We start from the raw sequence: 20572 nt of genomic DNA on the forward strand, positions 1-20572 counted from the left end.
ATCCTCCCTGACCTTTTCATTGTGTCGGTGTTATAGTTAAATAGTACACTAACATAGATGATCTGTAAAGCCTAATTTATGTAAAATTTTTCTGCGATTTGGACTCTCTACTAGTCTCTCAACCAAACCAAACCTATTACCAAACATAGAATAGCAAATAAAGGAGGAATGACAAATGAAAAAAGAAGTCCATGTGTCTCAGACTTACCCGCGCCTGACCGTTTATAATGAGGAAAACTTCAGTGGAAGCAGCAGGATTTATACTGGCAACCTTGGCATCCGGAATACAGATTCTATTCTCGACGGGATAGAAAGCTTACGTTTCTTCTCCACCAGCAGTAATGCTACCTTGGTATTGTTCACAAGAACCCGCTTTAGAGGTAACTTCCGGGTACTGCGTGGAAATCGCAGCATCAGTGATCTTGACGACTACATTAACGGGAATGATGTGGAATCCATTATATCAAGCAATCAGCGTCTTACCTTAGAGCAGATCCGCAATATCCGCAGTAGTGGTGACCTGCCGTCAGGCTACCGGTTGATTTAATATCAATAAACGAATGGTTGAACAATGATTAGAGGAGTTCCAACAGCCTATTTGTGAAAGGCTGAGGTGCACCCTCTTTTATTTTCCGCTATAATGACTCCATACATATCAAAGGGAAAGAAGGTATCCATATGGACCCAGTAGTTTCTACCCGCTGGCTGCTTGCTCGTCTATTCGAGCCCGAGATGGTCATCGTCGATTGCCGTTTTTTGCTCTCAGATCCGGAAGCCGGACGCTCAGCCTACACTGAAGACCATATCCCTGGTGCAATTTATTTACATCTGGAGGAGCAGCTGTCCTCGCCTGTCGGCACTCATGGCGGACGCCATCCCCTGCCGAACATCACGGAATTAACCCATACACTTAGTAAAGCTGGCATTAATCGAGACAGTGTAATCGTTGCTTATGACGACCAAGGTGGGGCAATGGCTTCCCGTTTCTGGTGGCTGCTGCGTTACTTGGGGCATGAACGTGTCTATTTAATGGATGAAGGCTATTCTGCTTGGAAAAAAGCAAGCTTCCCCGTCAGTGCGCATCAGGCTGTACGTATCCCTAGTCAGTACGAAGCTGATGTTCAGCAGGATATGGTCGTTGGTGTGGAGGAAGTTCAAGAAGTGGTGCTTAATGGAGGGTCTTTGCTGGTGGACTCGCGTGAACCCCGCCGCTATCTAGGTCTGGAAGAGCCGATGGACGCCAAGGCGGGCCATATTCCGGGAGCGGTTAATAAGTTCTGGAAAGATGTGCTGGATGATCAGGGGCGCTGGAAAAGCTCCGCTATGCTGAAAGAGCAGTTTGCGGACGTTAAGCAGGAGCAGGAAGTTATTGTGTATTGCGGCTCAGGCGTTACCGCCTGCCCGAATGTACTCGCGCTGCATAAAGCAGGGTATGAGAATGTGAAGTTGTATGCGGGGAGCTGGAGTGACTGGATTTCTTATGAGGGGAATCCAGTGGCTACAGGGGAATAGTAAAGGCAAAGAGCCCGCGTATGACGCGGGCTCTTCGTACTGGAGTTATGGTGATGTAGAGTTCATACAGAGTGCCAAGTGGTATCTCAAGTCAACTAGGAGTCAACCAAAAACTAGAAAAAGTAGTTACAACTGAATGAGATTAAAGAATTTATTGGCGCTTCTAAAATACATCGTGTGAGAACGGGAGAGCGCTCTGAAATCAGATTTTTTACAGAGTAGGTGGTCGGTTAGTTCTAACTAAGAACAGACAACAGACGAACTGACCAACTGGATCTTGAACCCGTCACCGAGCAGTTCCCGCGTGGTCTGTTTGGCGGTCTGCTCTGCTTGCTGATACTAAGTCACCTGTACCAGAACAGACCATAGACTTAACTACATGGCTTACTGATAAAGCTGAAACTCGTACCGGAAGCCATTTTGGCGGATACTTCTTCTGGCAACTGATGCTCCGAAGCTCACTTTACTTTTTGGCGATCCCTGAGAAAGGCCGAGGAAGAACTTGCTTCCCCCGTACCGATGTAGGCCTTGCCTTCTAGCATGCTCATCATTATTAATGTATGTAAGCCGTTCGTTTGAATTATACTAAATAGAACACGTTGCCAAACCCTAAGCAGAGTACACAGAGTCAACACTCTTAAATTCGATCAACTCACGATCAATAGAGAAGGCTCATTTAAGAGCAAACTAAAATTAACTCCTTTAGAATCGTTATATACGCCACTTATACTTTTGTAGTCTCTGCAATAAGCAATTGCTTTAAATAAGATGCCTGTATCTCAGAAAATTTTGGTGGAAAAGAGTTACCAATCATTTGAGCCAATTCCCCCTTTGAAATATCAGAAGGAAATTTATAGTCTTTTGGAAACGTTTGAAGCAAAGCTGCCTCGCGTGCAGTGATGGTTCTATCTTCTGTTGGATGCAAAAACCTTCCTTTAGATGGGTTCAAACAACCACCTGTAATTGTAGAAGAGACTTTATCCCAACTTAAACGACCATAAATATCCGAGAAACCAATTCCATCTTTTTTATGGCAATCTAGCCAGTATTCTTGTGGTAAATCCTTTCTACTCCCTCCGTCTTTAGGGATTAGAGAAATAATTTTCCGTACTTTTTCACCATGCTTTGAAAATATTTTATGCATTGGATCGTCACTTTCTTCTGTAGACGGAAGCTTATTTATATAATCTCTTACCGTAGTTCTTTTATACACTGCATTTGAAGGAATTGCTACTCCTCCTATAAGTGATCCTAAAAGTACCAGTCTTTTTCTACGCTGAGGAACTCCATAATCTTCTACATTAATTACCTGGTAATCGAGACGATAACCTAACTCAATCAGTCGGTTTACTGTTACTTTAAAATAGTGATAATGTATGATCCCTGGGACATTTTCCATAATAATAAAAATAGGTTTAAGGCCCTCTATCATTCTTAAATATTCGAGGATTAATGTATTTCTTTCATCTTCTATAATATTTCCTCTATTTCGAGTACGTATATTAGAAAAACCTTGGCAGGGTGGACAGCCAGCGACTAAATTTATTTTTTTGTTTGAGTACTTACTTAAAATATCATTTATCTCTACATTCCGGATGTCATCTTGTATAAGGTTAATTTCAGGATGATTCATTTTGTAAGTTTTAGCTGCATTCTCATTATTTTCTATAGCTGCAACTACATTTACTCCTGCTTGTTTTAGCCCTTGAGTTAACCCCCCGCAACCTGAAAATAAATCTATTGCAATTAGTTCCATATGAAATCACCCCATTACCATTTCTTGATTATTTATGATTTTCATAAATCCAAGTAAAATTTCTTTAATTTCAACCTGAGATTCGTCGTTTGTTTCAATCCACTTCTTTATGAGCATATCTTCTATGAATCGTATTGAACTAGGATTATCATTTCCCGTCAGTACCATTGCAGTCTTTAAAATCTTAATTTTGTAATCTGACTCCTCCATCACCTCTTTAAAAGACGTTTTATCCTTAATAAGTAATATTTCAGATACATAATTTTCGTCCCAAATGATTTCTTCAGGCGTTGTTTTAGGAAGAAACTTAACGCATGACTTGTAATAATTAATATATTTTTTTTGAGCTTCAATTATTTGATCATCTCTACTTTTTCCATTTCCACCATCTTTAACAAAATTGATTTCTTGTCCTGTAAAACTTTTTATTTGTTCTTTTAGGTAATCCTTGTTGTGAAAATCCTTTACTGTTAATGTATTTAAGTCAACAATTGACCCATCATAACTTTGATCTCCATCAAAAAGCACAAAGTTTTTGTTGTTATCTTCATGTGCATAGTGCAATATATAATTTTGTTTCATATACGAGGCTCCTCCCGGAGTAAAAAAAACATTTAAATTATCAAAACGATCAGAATTATTTTTTATTACGCTAAATATTATTTTTTGGGCTAGCTCATCTTCAACATGAATCTTAGCATTATCATACTTTGAAGAAAGGCCTAAATATTTAAAAGCTTCACTTGGAAAGCATTCATCCAGTATATCTATTTTATTGGTATCTGGATTACGAATAAACCTTTTAATTGCTTCCTTTGGCATTCCTTCTGCAAAAGCAGGAGAATGCGTTGACATAATAACTTGATGTTTTTTCGTTTTAACTTGTTCCAACAAAAATAATAATAATAGCTTTTGAGCCCCAGGGTGCAAGGAGACTTCAGGCTCATCCAAAAGTATCAAACTCTTTGGTTGAGCATTTAAAACCTTATGAACTAATATTACTACGGCTATCTCTCCACTGCCAGCATGAGCTTCTGAATAAGTAAACCCATCTTTGCTCCATATAACGGACGTTCCCCATCCTTGAAAGAGTTTATGATCTATTAACTTTATATCCTTATAATTTTCTTGTAGGATTGATCCAATCGCCATTATTTCAGGCTCAGTTAATTGGATAGAACTTTCATTTTGTGGACAACCACGTATCTCATGGATTTCACCAGAATCAATCACATTTTTTAACTCAACTGATTTTAATCTTAAATAGTCTTGTTTTGAATTTGATTTCAAATGATCTATATTTCCAAAATAGAAAAATTTATCAAATGCACTTAATTCTTTCCTAAAATCAATATAAACTAATTCCTTTTCAATTGGATTAGATCGCTTTTGATTAGTATTCATTCGATACTTTGCCCTAGGCCTAGATGTCTCCCAGTATTCCATGCTGTTGCGATTCTTATGATGATTTCTTTGGTATAAAACTGAACTGTTTTCCCCATTATAATAATATTCATAAAAAAAACAATGTCGTTCTCTAACTTCTCCTCCGAAATCTTCTATTGGGTCTAGTTGTGATGAAAACCAATAATCACTTATATTTTTCCCTTTAGGAGAGCCATAAAGTGCATGTAGTGCAGAACTTTTTCCAGAACCATTTTTCCCAGTTAAAATAGTTAAAGGGAACTGGAAATTAATTTCGGAATGAAAAGTAAAATTTTTAAAAAAAGGAAATGCTAATTTAGTAATGTAATTATCAAACACTCTATTACTGTTCATCTTATTAATGTCTGCTAATGTTTTTTCGAATCTATCGTCAACTTCTTCTAATCCCAAATTCAGCCCTCGCTTTATATTTTTCTCAGTATTCCAATTTCCTCGGTAAACTCCACCAGCTTCCATCTACCTATAACAATTACAGTCCGTCACCTTTATATTCCATGAAACTTTCACGTTGTTTTTAGTAAAGTAACGTATTCGGTAAAGTATTGTAATTACTTCGTCAACATACTACAAGCTGAAAGAATCATTAAGTATTATAGATGTTAATTTCGCTAATGAGAACTAACATATTTAACGCAACAATACCATCATACAACCTTTACAAGCCCTATTATATTACAAAATTCTACAATAGTAGAATATATTTTTATAGGACTTGACCTTCTTTGTGCTCACTCTACTATACCTGATGCATACATCTAATGAAGAATGTTGAAAAGGATTTTTTTTCTGAATTCAACATGATTTAAGAGGGGATTATAATTCTTCGAAGAATTGATATAGCATGGGCGGTCTTAATACTTGCTTCGGTTAGCTAATCAGATCAGAAGGATTAAACTATATAGGGGGTTCACATGACATACTGTCTAGCATGGCGCAAAAAAAACAAACTTTTTATGATTGCCGACTCTGCCATCTCAATGAAGAGCAACAATGACACAAATGTAAATGAATTCTCCTCATTTGGAGAATTTCAAGAGAAAGACAGAGAATATTTAGTATATGAAAATCAAAATAAGCTCATCATTATTGATAATAAATACGTGATTTGTTATGCGGCTAGTGATATTAAGCACGCTTTTGAAGTTATACAATTATTTAAGGATTGTATATCATACGGCATTGAGGTAATAGAAGCTATAAATACGATTCTGAATTCTATCAGTTATACGGATGTCCAACTCTTGATTGGATATTCCGAGTCTGATGAAGTGAAACTACTTTTATTCGATTTAAAAACTATCAAATTCGGGGATTGTTTTGAAATAGGATCAGTTGCAGAAATAGAAGAATGGACAAGGTATTCGAATCGATGGATCAGTTGCAATTTAGCGGATGGACATGAACTGGTGATGACGATCGCTTATTTGCAGATGAAGGCTTTAAAACATGGGCTATTGAAGCATGGTGCAGGTGGAACATTTTCCGGCATAGAATTAACAAGGAGTGAAATAAAATGGTGTCCGGATTTGAACTACTGTTTGCTTGATTCAATGGCTAGACCGGAAGGAATAATCACCGTAATTAATCGTGAAAATATTTTGTGTACTTCATCGACCTATAATCGTTCAGTTAATATGTTTATTAATATGGGCGTGAGCGCGGACCAAGAAAGCCGCTTGCTTGATACTGCTCGGAGTTGTATGAAAATTCTTGAAGAGGTTGAAAGCGATTATTTAATTCTTACTAACATGAATCAAAAGAAAGTACTCATTTTGTATATTGATAAATGGTTACATAATAAAGTTTTTAATCTGTGGAAAAGAAATAGAGAAAAAGAAGTTGACTACCTGCTAGCATTACAACCTATCATTTATGATTTGCTGTTTACAAGTAAATATGGAGACGATGATGATTTAACGGTACATTGCATGGAGGCTAATACTGTTAAAACAGAATACATATCCTTAATTGATTTTGAAAAGAAGCATAATAAACACAGCAACGTTCAAAACCCTGAAGCGTATTATTGAGCCATTTCATTAATAAAACGGCATAGCCGTTTCTTCACCTAAACTAATTATACTGGCCCCAACGGCATTGTAGATGAAAGTTAAAGAAATAGTAGTGGTAGAAGTAACAATCCGTGGCCGTCACCGTTATTGGTGCAAGGGAGCAGACGAATCACAAAGCTTTTTAAATGCCGGGGATTTCGATCCATAAACATATCCAAAGCACAATCAACAGTTGGAGTGACTGGATTAGTTATGAGGTGAATGCGTTGGCTACTGGGGAGAAATAAGAATTAGCTGGAAAGCTGTTCTTAATCTCAACAAGACTGCGAGTATAAGACCCTCGAACAATGAATTTCTTTAAATAAGAGGGTATTCCACTACCCAGAGGCTAGCGGGATATCCTTTTTCTATAGAGTTTGGATACATCTCCCACGTCACTCTCAATCGATGTACGGACAATGTACAAAGTGGATCATGGTTACGTATATTAAATGCAATAACACGGCTTTATAGTCAAAGCTGTTTTTCAAAGAGGTGAATCGTGTGCCTATTAAAACAGGTGATCAATACATCGAACGTATCGACCGACAAAATATCAATATCCTGTACAAAGGAAAGCGTATCGAAGGTCCTTTATCCAAGCATCCTGCATTTCAAGGTCTCATACAAACACAAGCCGAAATGTACAACATGCAGTGTGATGAGCGTTATTTAGCGCTGATGACCTATCCTTCACCCGATACAGGAGAGCCTGTTGGTCTATCTTTTCTTCCACCCAAGAATGCTAAAGATTTACAACGCCGGAGAAGAATGATTGAACTCTGGTCCAACAGACATCATGGGTTTTTAGGACGTTCCCCAGATTATATGAATACAGCCATCATGTCTCTGTTTACAGCTGCCGATATCCTTGAGGATCTTAATCCGAAATATGCTGAGAACCTCAGGAAATACTACGCTTACTGCCGAGATCATGACATCACATTATCCCATGCATTCATCCAACCTCAAGCAAGCAAAATATCTGGCCAGATTGATGCTACAGAGGATTCTATCGCTGCTAAAATCGTAGAAATCAATGATGAAGGGATGATTGTAACCGGTGCTTTTATGATGGCAACACAAGGGGCTACATGCGATGAAATGCTTGTATTCCCGACTCCTTCACCCTCGTTTGTGGATGATGATAATCCGTTCGCGTTTGCCTTTGCAGTGCCTAATGATCTGCCTGGGATGACTTTTTTTTGCCGTGAAAGCTACGCAGCCTCATCTGCCTACGACCATCCATTAAGTTCAAGATATGAAGAAATGGATACACTAGTTATATTTGACCGCGTTCTTATCCCTCATGACCGTATATTTTATTACGGAAATGAATTGTACTGTTCCCGGTTGTTCAGCGAGAGTCACTTCCATACGCATATGGCCCATCAAATCATCACTCGCTATATTGCAAAAACCGAGTTCTTTCTCGGTTTGCTAGAATCTTTGGCGGAAGAACAGAACGTTGTCCTTGAGACTCATACTATTCTGCCTATTTCCAGAACCATAACCTATTTAGAGACATTCAAAGCATTAAGACTTGCTTCTGAAATAGGGGCTTCCCAAGACAAATTTGGATATCTCGTTCCAGACAAAGGTCCACTTTTGGCTTCGTCCGTTCACTTTTCGGAGTTTTATCCAGAACTGATTGAAATGGTTCAAAATCTCAGTTCAAGTGGTCTCATCATGATCCTCTCCGAGTCCGACTTCGATACAAGCGCTGGTTCGTACCTCAGTCAGTATTTGAAAGGTACGGTCTCGGAGGCTTGGTACCGAAACGCATTATTCCGACTCGCTTGGGAACTGGGAGCGGGTGCATTCGGGGGTCGACAAATCCAGTTTGAGCGATTATTTTTTGGCAACTCCCAAACACTGGCCTGGCGTATGTACAACAGCTGTTATAATCACGAATACTTCCGTCAAATCATTCACGAGTTTATTGCTCCAGAAGAACTCCGACCTAATTCAACAACGGATGGAGATTCTAATTAAAATGTAGGACTTTTTCCCACACTTTTGAAGGGGATTTGATATTAAACTAATCACAAGAATTATTTTCGAATCCGTATATATCTTGGAAGAGGAACAGTCGAAGCCTTCACAAAAACAAATATCTGATCGTGTAATTAATCTAATTATGAATAATTTTTTATAGATTGGCTGGTATGTTCACTAAAAATACGAAGAACCCGCGTCGGACGCGGGTTCTTTTGCGGTGGAGTTATGCTCATGCAGAATTTTTACTGAGTGCCAAGATGAGTTCTCCCTTGGCCCATTCCCATTCGTCAGTCCTCCCTAAGACCGGTCCAACTACCTTCCACTACAGCTTGGTCAGCACATGCGCGCTCACAAAGTAATCCCTGTCTTCGTATTCGTCATGGACGAACTCCCACAGCAGCGAAAACCTTAATTCAACTTTATACAACCGCATAATTTGCGGATGAACGTGGACAAATGCTCCCGGCAGGCACAAGCCTTGTTCAGCCAGATCCGGCAGATGCTCGTAAATCAGGTCCAAGTTTTCCCGGAGATTTCCTCCCGTCAGCTCCAGAGTCTTAAAAGTAGCCGGGCTGGTGTAGCCCGTTGTTTTCATGTGCTGCAGCAGCAGAGTATCGGTTAAATGAACAATCACCCCGTCCGATGCCAGGAGGCCACGCAAAGATTCAAAGATATTAATATGAATGCGTTCAAGCAGCCGATCCAGCTGAGTGCTGAATTCTGGCGTATGGGCAACCTTATTTTTCTTCCGATAAAAAAAGGCGGAAATGAGCTGCGTCGTGAAGCATAAATTCATGACCACGTCAAAAGAGGGGTGCAGCGGCGAGAAATCCACGTTAGGCAGCAAATCGTCGACCTTTTCTTTCAAGTCATCCAGCGAAGACACTTCCGCTCCTACTCCAGTCAGATCAATGATTACTCGTTCGTATTTTTCCGGGTGCGCCGACTTGGTCAGAAAGCGGTCCAGCGCTTTTTCATCGATATCGACAATCGTGATCCGTTCAAATATAGACTCAATGTACGAAATGGGCACATCGTTTCCGTTCCCGGCCCCGAGTAATAAAATATGCCCGCGTCCGCAGCAGTTATGCTCCAGAGTTTGCTCCAGAACTTGCTGGATTTGATCCCGGTAGCCCCCCCAGTGCTGCCAGTCATGCTGGGTCGAGTCGTTTCGGAGGGTGTTGGCTTTGCGGAATTTGACGTAAGGGACATTGACTTTTCTCATAAATGGATTCATAGCGAGATTCACCTTTTCTATCTAGAATGGAGCATTAACAATTCATTAAATCCATCAAAATCAAGATATTTGATTTTCAGAGGTTCATTATTTAATATTGGAACTCTAGCTGTATCTTTTCTGCGCACGTATATAACCACTCTTCAGACAAAACTGATCAATTTCTTGTTTTTAAGATGTGTAGCTGATCATCTATCGGATTGAGTGAGCACATTTATTGATCTAGAAATATTTGTTTATGTCTTTCTTGCTTTGGGATTAAGGGGTACCTCTGAAAAATCTCCATGCCTTCCTCTTCGAGTACAGGACCAATAACTTGCGTTCGGCCTGACCCAAATAATAAATCCTTACATGTTGGTTTCTGATTCCCCTTACTCACTGCCTTGAGTTTTTCTTGTGATACCCCATACACAACTCGGGATATCCTTGACCAGTGGATTGCTCCGGAACACATAATACATGGTTCAGTGCTACTATATAAGGTATATCCCTCTAAGGAAAATATTTTGTTATTGGAGCAATATTCTCCAATAACATTTACCTCTGCATGAAGTGTCGGATTAGATTTAACAACACTTACGTCAAGAGACTTATACTTTAATTCATTGTTCTGTACAAGAATTGCAGCAAATGGGTCATAATTCAATGATGCAGACTCCGCTGCTAGTTGATACACCAATCTTATGAATTTTATATCATCTATAGTGATGTCCATATCCGAACTCCTATCTAATGTGGTACGTGTCAGATTGGTCATTCTCAGCTTGTTCAGAATCTCCGTGTTGGTGATATAAAAAGGTCCCCTTCCATAAACAGTTGACCGCCTTTGCCGAGCTGGATTCATCTGTTTACGAGTTGGAAACCATTAAGTTCAATCTCTAAGGAACATATTACCATATGACTATTACCTTGAGGCAGTTTTATTTGATTCGATTATCTTATTGATTTTTTCAATGAGCTTATCCCTTTCCGATACTACAAATTTATATTCTTTCCCTGAATGAAGCTTGATCTAACCTCCAAGATTTCATTAATATAATTTCCAATAAGCTTCCTCAGTTTAAAATCGAATGATCTTCCTTCAGTTCTAGAAAATCCCTCTTGAGAGCAATTCGTTATAATCTCTCCAAAAATCATCGGTATTTAAAAATATAAAAACTATTGTCTCATTTTGATTGATCCATTTTCTCAACTCCCCGTCACTGTTCAGAAACAAATAAATCTACTTTCATATAAATAAATTCGCATCAGTTAGATTTCCATATGTAGGATCATCTCCCTTATTTAAATGTTTGTGACTTAATTTCAACTGGACCTTTACCGATAAAAATAAGATGTACATAGCTATCATTACAAGGAGGATATATTTTGAACAATGTCAAAAACAACAGCTCACTATTTACAAAGAAATTGCACAGGATACTTCTGTCACTTCTCATTTTAACAGTATGGGCAGGATATTTCCCTAATCCCGCAGCCTATGCGGAAACCGGCGATATACCGGTTATGAAATCATTTCCTGCCTCGGAACGGGTACGTTCTGAAGTTGAGTTTGCTTTTTCATATCCACATAGTAATTTACATATCGTTGTTACTGTAAAGCAAACTAGCTTTGATACCGGCGAGATCATCACCAACTCCTATGATTTTGAAGACCCTTCATTGAATTCCAAATATATATTAGGTGAACGGCCTATGAGCGGGAGTTCAGTCTTAACGCCTACCGGGCCGAAAAGCTATGTAGATGTAGTAGCCAAACTGGGTTCTACCCTCTATGAATTTGATTTCAACTCCAAGCAGCTAAAAAAAATCACGGATATCAATAATAAGTTTTCGGTTCGGGTGTATGGTTCTTTAGGTATCTATGAGACAATACACAATGAACTGTTAGCAGGTTATTCTAGCACGGACAGGCACCAACTCTACTCCATTCAAACGAACAAAGCAATTTTGCCGCAAGGAAAATATGAAATTATCGAGCGGATTACTCCTCAAAAAAATGCCGGTTCTGGACCATTTGAAACTACAGATTATTTGACCGTTGGAAAATCCTTATCAGATAAAGGAACTGACAAATATTATTTGGTCTCTTATGGCGGGAAGCTTACTCCAATACCGACGATATATAATAAGTTCAATCATGATCAGAGCAAAAAAATCTACTCTTTATTGATGGAAAATGGAAATGGACAGCTTCAAATGAAGGATAGCATCCGCTCAGGTCAGGAATTTTCCACTCTCACCTGGATCAAAGGAAATACCAAAAAAACGTTGTTGGAAGTACCCGGTTATATTAATGAATTCAGCATGCCTTCGTTTTCACCCAACAACCGCTATATGATTATTTCCAGCCAAGTTAGAGGAGTACATCTGGCATTTGTAGATGCCACCTATTATATCTTTGACCTCAACACAATGACCGTGATACAAAAAATTAAACCACACTACAAATTATATCAATACAAAATAGACTGGTTTAGCGATGTTTTATTTCAAATTTCATATGATACATCCAATCCGGGCGTGTTCTCTCCTGTCTTCTATCATATTCCTACTCAAACTTCTACGGCGTCCAGAGAATTGCTCGATTTCATGTCATATTTAGATAATTTCACATATGAAGGCTTGCTGTCATTAAATTCTCCAATTTCACTTCAGGTAGATGATCAGTATATTCGTTACAGCGGGAACGGACCTTTAGTGGAAAAGGATACCTTCTACATCCCATTGCTTGATTTTGCAGGACAGCAAGGAATAACCGTGAATATCTCAGCAACAGAGCTGCAGTTAAGCAAAGGGGACAAACGCACTTCAGTTGGGGTCAAAAATGCTAAAAAAATAGGAAGTATCTGGTATGTGCCACTAAAAGAGCTCCTACCGTTAGGCTATGGAGTATTGTTAGCCAGCTCACATTATATTATGCTTACAGTAAAAGATGGGGAAAGTTAAGCTGACTTGGTCAGAGTTGTGCTTCTTGACCTCTGACTCTGACTCTGGCTCTATGTCAACAAGAGGCTCCTAGATATTTACAAAGTGTGTCAGACGTAACGTCCGCTCGTATCTCGTAGCGCACTTTTCAGACATACAAAGAGCCGGATCAACCTCACCATAGCGGTGCTACTACCCCGGCTAGCATTCAAAAAACAAAACAGCTGCTGCAATCTTATCATCAAACAGTTCAAACTCATGACTTAGGAACTCGAACCGGAAATATCCTGCTTCGGCCGACAGATCTTTGGGCAAGAAGCCTCTGCTAATGCGGGGCTTTTTTGTTTTTGGTCGAACGGAGGCGCTTGAAGAAGAAATTAAGGCAAAAATTTGACCAGGTACCTAAAATACCAATATACTCCTAGTATGGGAAAAAATAATTTATATGATAGGTGCTTGCAGTATATATCCTTGTCTTTTGGAGGAGTCAATTTGAAAAAGAAGTTCATGCTGTCTTGCTTGATTGCTGTAATGTCATTAGCCGTTGCCGTACCAATGGGATTTACACAAGAAGCACCAGCGACGGTTAACACTAATGCTGTTACGCAGATTAGTATAGCTGTCGATAAAGACCTTACCGCTAATAATGGTTCTGATATAGCCGAATTTCACCCCAATAGTGCAATGGGGTATTACAAAATCTGGGTTCCTAATTATAGTACTGTAAGGCTTAACGCATTGTTGACAGACATGAATTCTGTTTACCAGGGCGAATACGTTATTCAGCCCGGCACAAGTAGCTTCTTTAGAAATAGCAGCAAAGCAACTGCAGAAAGTCGTTTTTCTGTAACATCAGGCGATGGTAGTAAATTGAACGGGCATATTAATATAAAAATTGCAGTGACCGCGAGTGAACTTCAGTAGGTTTTCACTTTTAGCATTGAAGGGGTAAGAGCCGCCTTATTGTCCAAACGAATCATTCCATCATGGGATTTTTCGTGAGGGGGATAAGGCGGCTTCTCTATGTAATTACTTGAGTACATATGTCTGAGCAGGATTCTAAAACTAAAACCCACATCAGATGAATTCCTATTTTTAATTCCTCTATTAAACGTGACAGCTATCTTTGTGTTACCTTTATCGATTGCGGCATTAAATATCCTTTATACATATGCTTTTTCGGTCAATATGCAGCAAAAAAATCCCTTATCATATAACCTTCCTGCGCGTTTTAGAGAACTTTTCATGAAAGATAAAAAGATTCATCCTGTACGCATGTATTCTTGCACTTTCATCATTAGTAATGGGAGCTCAGTAAGCTAAAGATGAAAGGAGATTAAATTGCTAATTAAATCGATTTGGAGTTTTTTTCCTTTTTGGGTGAGAAGAGATAACTGAAACTCACTAAAAAATCTATCCCCAACAGTAGAGACCATAACTTCATAAGTTTTCCAAGTTCCAATGTCTTTTCAGGATCACCAACCAATTTAATCATTAAAACTATAATTGAACAACCAATACAAAAGCCTAGCAGATGACGTATCCAGGCTTTAACCTCATTCTCAGCATGCGCTCTCCCATACCTTTTTATTGGCTTTGGTCCATCGGCAAACCAGTAAGCAAACTTTTGATCGGCCCAGCGAATAAGAGGACGTCCAAAAGCGATGCTCATTCCGATGTAATACGCGGCTAGCCCATGAACAAAAGAAGCCTCAGCTCCATTTTTCAAATTAATAAATGTGAATATCAGCAGCAAGGTATCAACGATCGGTGAACAGAGTAACAGCATTCCACCTAATTTTTTTTGGTGGAGAGTGTAGCGAGTAAACAGTCCAGCAATAACAAATACCCAAAATAAAACTTCACATAGAATGATTACGATTCCCATTGATATCTCCCTTTTCTATCTATTCTGGTATCAAGTCACTTTGTTTTTGTCCACCCGACAAACGTTTACTAGTAGTTCCATAGCCTATAATTGAATTACCTACTTTTCGTTTTTTATTTCATTCTCAACTTGATAGGAAGAGGAGGGTTAAAAAACACGAATTCCATTCATAATGGAGAATTACTTTTACACCTGTACAGATCTGAGTGAGGAACCCTTGCTGCGGCTTCATACTACTTATGTTGCCTCTCCATCAAAAAATCATTCTTGCTGCACGCTGTTCAACTAGGCGTGACGTCGATGACCGCGACTCCCTTTGAACAACCGTTGCAACGAGTTACAGATTCATTTCTTTCACACTTCCGCTTATTCGCTCCACTCGCTTCGAACACCCTAGTATTCAGTTCTTGTGAAGCTGCATAACTAAAACACCTGACTTTTACATGTGGTGTCTTTTTACTTTTATAGGATTAATATTATTTTATTTCATCTTTCAGCGGAATGATTCCAAAGTCCTATTTGTATTATTTTGGAATTTTATACCTATTTTTATCTTTCGTTCAATGACCTCTTGTAAAGAAAGCAAACACAGAAAATTTAAGCAGACAGTCTTAATTACAATGAAGAATTAAAACTTCTTACTTTTAGCAGTGGTATTAGAGAGACTGGATTTCTTATGAGAAGAATCTGGTGCTACAGGGGAATAATAAATACGGAGAACCCACGCTTAGCGCGGGCTTTTTATGTTGGAGTTATGGCGATGTAGGATTCGTACAGAGTACCAAGAGATAGTAGAAATTAACAGGGAATCAACCAGAAGTCATAGAAAGCAGTTTCAGCATGCAGTGGTCGGTAAGCAACAAAGAGCCTGCAGTATGCGCAGGCTCTTTATGTTGTAATTATAATGCTGAAAGCTTGTTCATAGTACCTATGATCAGGTTATGCCAACAATAATCCGTCAAAAGCCTGCTCCAGTGCTTGTGGATAATAAGGACTTATAATTTTATATGCATTCAAGTGAGGATTCTTCAAATCATTCTCATAGATAATCATATGCTGTCTTCCCTTTAAAATAATATCAAATCGTTGCTTGCGGTCAGCCTGAACTATCGTAATATAGTAGCTGAACTTTTTGTCAGAGTTTACATTTCGGGCCGATTTCATTAATTGAATATGAGAGAAATCAGCAAAAATTCTTTCAATGACAGCAGGATCAGTAATAATAATGTCTTTCTTCTCACCGGGAACTGACGACAATCGCGTGATTTCTAGCGAGGCGATTTCTTCCAAACGGATGGTGTTGGTTACGATTCGTTTAAATGAAGTATAGCGACTTGCTGTATAGGTCATCAAAGAGACGCCTACCCCTGTCAGAAGTGCACCAACAAGCATGTATTTTCCACTTTTCCCCATAGTACCCGTTCCTCCCTGTAATACGATTCTGTAAGCTCCAATTATAAAACTATAAAGACATTGGTGCAAATCTACTTAATTTAGATTAGCTGCCTCCACCATTCGGGACTTCTACCCTAGAGAAAAGTTCCCTTGCTGGGAGCGCGAAAAAAAGCCCCCTCATGGGAGCCTTTAATGAAACCTTCACATTTTTCAAACGAACTCTTTCCCTGCTTATTTTTCATTGAATCCGGTAGAAGGATTTGTTATAAAGAAGCCTTCTGGTTGCACATAAAAATATTGAATCCAAACCCCATCCAAAAGAGGTTCGCGTGTATCTAGCAATACGTCGATATCTTTATCTGTTTTGACAATTTCATCATGCTCAGTAGCTGTATCAAGAGTCACATCATAATGACCATGATTTCCATGATTCTGAGTGATAATTACACGAATCATCTTGCCTTGCCCTGCTTGACTACTCAACATATCTTTTAATACTTTAGATGCATTCTTATTAATTTTACATTTCATTTTCTTTGTCCTCTATTCATCTGAATTTACGATAAGAAACTCATTATAACATAACCTAATAAGCAAAGTGTAATGCAAACAACAACTGATCGCTCTTTAGCATTTGTTGATAGAGTTTGTCATTTTGCTATCATTGGAGGTTGTTATACTTGGTTCAATCATGAGTAGTAACGTGGAAATTTGAAGGAGGAATTGGAATGCGTATCCTATTAAAAAAAAGAATATCTATTTTGCTAGTGATGTTGATGCTCTTAGGTGGAATGAATGGGCTGCTTATTGGAGGAGGGAACGCTTTTGCAACGGCTTTTAATGGTTTTGATGGAGGAACAGGTGTACTAAATGATCCTTATCAAATTGCAACTGCTGCTCAACTCAATGAGGTCAGGCTTCATTTAGAAGCAGATGTTTATTTCAAACTGACTGCAGATATTGATTTAAGCACCTATGCAGCAGGCGAGGGCTGGCTGCCAATAGGTCCGTTTGGAGGCGTTATGGACGGGAATGGTTTTACAATCTCTAATCTAATAATAAATACTCATAATACAGATACAGGGCTTTTCGGAAGTGTTTTAAATAGTAGTACGATTAAAAATATAACTCTTAAACAAATTAATGTGCAGGGTGATGACAAAACAGGTGGCTTGGTAGGAACGAACAGCGGAACAATTATTAACAGCTCCGTCATAGGAAGTGTGAGTGGGGGCAGTCTTACTGGCGGCTTGGCAGGACAAAGTTATGGTGGAACAATCAGCAATAGCTACGCCACAGGAAATGTGTGGGGATCTGATAATACAGGCGGCTTGGTAGGAATGAGCGGAACAATCAGCAGTAGTTACGCCACAGGAAACGTGTGGGGGGCTGAAAAAACAGGCGGCTTGGTCGGATCTGATCTCGGTTCAATCAGCAGCAGCTACGCCACAGGAAATGTGAGTGGTACTATTGGAGTAGGTGGTTTGATAGGAGATGTACCTTTTGTATCAGGAGCTACTACTATTAGTAGCAGCTATGCCTCAGGAAATGTAAGTGGTACATCTGAGGTAGGTGGTTTAGTAGGAAGTACCTATTTACCAATCAACAACTCCTACGCTTCGGGAAGTGTGACTGGGAACAAAACGGTCGGCGGATTGGTGGGACAAATTGCCTTCACCTCAGAAATTATTAACAGCTACGCCATGGGAAATGTGTGGGGATTTTATATAGTTGGCGGTTTGGCAGGATATTATCCAATGCTATCCCAATTCAAGAACAGCTACTACGACATTGAAACAACAAGACAACCGGATAATACAGGAATGGGTGTTGGTAAGTTAACTACAGAAATGAAAAACTGGGATGTTGGCCCAGCATGGTATATTACTCCAGGTCAATACCCACGATTATGGGAGTTCACAGCCTTGACTCAAGGGAGCAATATCGGAACAACCAAATTGAACAACGTTGCAAATGGCATGGAGTATTCGTTTAATGGCAATATAAATTATACTGCGATCACAAGTTCTTTTGTCGATGATATTAGCGTAATTGCGGGAGATACGATTTCCGTCCGAGTAGTTGCAACTCCAACAAGCATAAAAACATTAACAGTTGATCTCAAGGATATTAGACAAGCAAGTGAAGATGCAAAGTTGGTATCCACAATCGGAACAGTAAGCTTAGGTAGTACAGTAAATGAAACCATAACAGGCATTCCTTTTGGAACAACATTGGGGGCTTTGGAGAATGCGTTCGCGCTACCGGCGAATGCAACCTTTGAAGTCTACGAAGCAGACGGAATAACAGTAGCAGCAATTGTGGCAACAGGCTATAAAGTGATTGTTACAGCACAAAATGGGTTAACGAAGGTTGTATATACGTTAACCGTAGCGTCGAACTCTGCGAAGACTATAGACGCCTTTAAGTTTGCGGGATTGACTCCAGAGGTACATGGAACCATTGACGAAACAAATAAGACTATTGTAATAACTGTACCAAATGGAACGGATGTTTCCGCGCTAGTCCCCACGTTTATGACTACCGGTGCGAGTGTACTGGTGGGCAGCACTGCACAAGTGAGCGGCACAACAGCGCAGGATTTTACTAACGCAATAACGTACACGGCAGTTGCGGCTGACAGTACCACACAGAGCTACACGGTAACGGTAATCGTAGCGTCAAACTCTGCCAAGGCACTCTCCACCTTTAAGTTTGCCGGATTGACCCCTGAGGTAATTGGAACTATTGACGAAATGAACAAGACCATTGCTTTGACTGTTCCAAATGGGACAGATGTTTCCGCGCTAATCCCCACGTTTACGACTACCGGTGCGAGTGTACTGGTGGGCAGCACTGCACAAGTGAGCGGCACAACTGCGCAGGATTTCACTACCCCAATAACGTACACGGTAATTGCGGCTGACAGCACCACACAGAACTACACGGTAACGGTAATCGTAGCGTCGAACTCTGCGAAGACTATAGACGCCTTTAAGTTTGCAGGATTGACCCCTGAGGTACATGGAACCATTGACGAAACAAATAAGACTATTGCATTAACTGTGCCAAATGGAACGGATGCTTCCGCGCTAGTCCCCACGTTTATGACTACGGGTGCGAGTGTACTGGTGGGCAGCACTGCACAAGTGAGCGGCACAACAGCGCAGGATTTCACTAACGCTATAACGTACACGGCAGTTGCAGCTGACAGCACCACACAGAACTACACGGTAACGGTAACCGTAGCAGTAGTTCCAACCCCAAGTAACAATGATAGCGGAAGCAGTCCTACACCTACTCCTACACCTGCACCTACACCAATAGCGACGACAATACCAACTGCAATACCAACTGCAACACCAACTGCGACTGCTACACCAACTTCTACACCAACACCAACTTCTGCACCTACACCTACACCAACACCAACAGAAAATATTTTCATGAGTGATATTGTAAATCATGCAAAAGAAGCAGATATTATCCGGTCCATGGTGGAAAAAGCCAATAACTTTGGTGGTAAGGTTGAATTAAAGGATACAAATGGCCATTGGGCGAAAAAAACAATAGATACATTCATTAATCTAGGTGTAATACAAGGTTATGGGGACAAAAGCTTCAAACCTGATAGTAATATTACTAGAGCAGAATTTGCAACAATCCTAACTAAAGTATTCTATATGGACGCTGGTCCTAAATCTGTGAATTTAGAGGATTTAGGAACTCATTGGGCGAAAGCGGCGATTGAGAAGCTTGCCTCTCTTGGTGTATTAAGTGGATATGGGGATGGTACATTCAAACCCGATCGCACAATATCGCGGGAAGAAATGATTGTCATTATCTCACGAATTGTAAACTTAACTCCTCTAGCTGATGGTACTAATAAAAGTACATTTACAGATATAGCGGGTTCTTATGCTCAATCTGCTATTAACAATGCTTTTGAAGCTGGTATTATCACAGGTAAAGGAAACAATAAGATGGAGCCTAAGAGTCATGCAACACGTGCAGAGGCTTTAACCCTAGTGTTGAACACTTTGAACCTTGATCCACAACTGAAAACGTTGTTAGACGGGTTGAATTAAATCCTCACTGAATGTCAAGAAAGCTCGTGTCTCAACGCGGGCTTTCTTGTTGTGTGAGTGAAGCAATAGATGAAAAAGAGGAGCATTGCAGGCCTGTAGAACAATGTCCAAATTCTTTTATTTTTATACATTTTTATACATATTAACTCAACTTTCGCAGAGTCAAAATCGAGTTGACCCCAAGCTGGGGTTAAGGTGGAGTCGGTTTAAGTAAGGATCTTGCCAACATAGAAAAACACCGCTTCGTTTGGTAAAGTGAGATTGTCGAGA

14 protein-coding genes are annotated in these 20572 nt (G+C 39.7%); 7 read left to right on the plus strand and 7 right to left on the minus strand.

Going from position 1 to position 20572, the window contains the following annotated elements:
* The first annotated feature begins 175 nt into the window (after positions 1-175).
* Positions 176-547, plus strand: a complete 372-nt coding sequence (locus GJB61_RS19800) for a hypothetical protein (RefSeq protein WP_154120733.1) — start codon at positions 176-178, stop codon at positions 545-547.
* Positions 548-678: 131 nt separating this feature from the next.
* Positions 679-1512 carry a sulfurtransferase gene (locus tag GJB61_RS19805; RefSeq protein WP_154120734.1) on the plus strand — a complete coding sequence of 278 codons (834 nt, stop codon included), beginning with the start codon at positions 679-681 and terminating at the stop codon, positions 1510-1512.
* A 724-nt stretch (positions 1513-2236) separates the two neighbouring features.
* Here the strand turns inward: GJB61_RS19805 and GJB61_RS19810 are convergent.
* Both GJB61_RS19810 and GJB61_RS19815 read right to left on the minus strand, forming a co-directional pair.
* Positions 2237-3268 carry a DNA cytosine methyltransferase gene (locus GJB61_RS19810; RefSeq protein ID WP_154120735.1) on the minus strand — a complete coding sequence of 344 codons (1032 nt, stop codon included), beginning with the start codon at positions 3266-3268 and terminating at the stop codon, positions 2237-2239.
* 6 nt (positions 3269-3274) lie between these two features.
* A complete protein-coding gene (locus GJB61_RS19815) occupies positions 3275-5170 on the minus strand; it encodes an ATP-dependent nuclease (RefSeq protein ID WP_154120736.1) in 1896 nt (631 codons plus the stop codon).
* A 455-nt stretch (positions 5171-5625) separates the two neighbouring features.
* Between GJB61_RS19815 and GJB61_RS19820 the strand changes: the two genes are divergently transcribed.
* On the plus strand, positions 5626-6744 hold the full coding sequence (locus GJB61_RS19820; protein ID WP_154120737.1) for a hypothetical protein: 1119 nt from the start codon (positions 5626-5628) through the stop codon (positions 6742-6744).
* A gap of 525 nt (positions 6745-7269) precedes the next feature.
* Positions 7270-8760 (plus strand): 4-hydroxyphenylacetate 3-hydroxylase family protein, encoded by a 1491-nt coding sequence (locus tag GJB61_RS19825; RefSeq protein ID WP_338115964.1) that lies wholly within the window; start codon positions 7270-7272, stop codon positions 8758-8760.
* Positions 8761-9088: 328 nt separating this feature from the next.
* Here GJB61_RS19825 and GJB61_RS19830 read toward each other — a convergent pair whose 3' ends face one another.
* Positions 9089-9991: a hypothetical protein gene (locus tag GJB61_RS19830; RefSeq protein ID WP_195724403.1), complete on the minus strand. Its 903-nt coding sequence runs from the start codon at positions 9989-9991 to the stop codon at positions 9089-9091.
* A gap of 226 nt (positions 9992-10217) precedes the next feature.
* Positions 10218-10718: a nucleoside deaminase gene (locus GJB61_RS19835; protein ID WP_195724404.1), complete on the minus strand. Its 501-nt coding sequence runs from the start codon at positions 10716-10718 to the stop codon at positions 10218-10220.
* Positions 10719-11371: 653 nt separating this feature from the next.
* On the opposite strand from GJB61_RS19835, the gene GJB61_RS19840 reads away from it, so the two are divergent.
* Entirely contained in the window at positions 11372-12952 is a 1581-nt protein-coding gene (locus GJB61_RS19840) for a hypothetical protein (protein ID WP_154120741.1), read from the plus strand.
* Between the two features lie 471 nt (positions 12953-13423).
* Positions 13424-13855: a hypothetical protein gene (locus GJB61_RS19845; protein ID WP_154120742.1), complete on the plus strand. Its 432-nt coding sequence runs from the start codon at positions 13424-13426 to the stop codon at positions 13853-13855.
* 424 nt (positions 13856-14279) lie between these two features.
* On the opposite strand, the gene GJB61_RS19850 is transcribed toward GJB61_RS19845, so the two are convergent.
* The 3 genes from GJB61_RS19850 to GJB61_RS19860 form a co-directional block, all read right to left on the minus strand.
* On the minus strand, positions 14280-14819 hold the full coding sequence (locus GJB61_RS19850; protein ID WP_154120743.1) for a hypothetical protein: 540 nt from the start codon (positions 14817-14819) through the stop codon (positions 14280-14282).
* A gap of 939 nt (positions 14820-15758) precedes the next feature.
* Positions 15759-16232, minus strand: coding sequence for a hypothetical protein (locus tag GJB61_RS19855; RefSeq protein ID WP_154120744.1), 474 nt, complete (start codon positions 16230-16232; stop codon positions 15759-15761).
* 213 nt (positions 16233-16445) lie between these two features.
* Positions 16446-16745, minus strand: a complete 300-nt coding sequence (locus GJB61_RS19860) for an iron-sulfur cluster assembly accessory protein (RefSeq protein WP_154120745.1) — start codon at positions 16743-16745, stop codon at positions 16446-16448.
* Positions 16746-16942: 197 nt separating this feature from the next.
* Between GJB61_RS19860 and GJB61_RS19865 the strand changes: the two genes are divergently transcribed.
* Complete coding sequence (locus tag GJB61_RS19865) at positions 16943-20302, plus strand: S-layer homology domain-containing protein (RefSeq protein WP_154120746.1); 3360 nt, start codon at positions 16943-16945, stop codon at positions 20300-20302.
* Positions 20303-20572 lie beyond the last annotated feature (270 nt).

The sequence above is a fragment of the Paenibacillus monticola genome (genome assembly GCF_009664975.1).
Taxonomy (GTDB): domain Bacteria; phylum Bacillota; class Bacilli; order Paenibacillales; family Paenibacillaceae; genus Paenibacillus_AQ; species Paenibacillus_AQ monticola.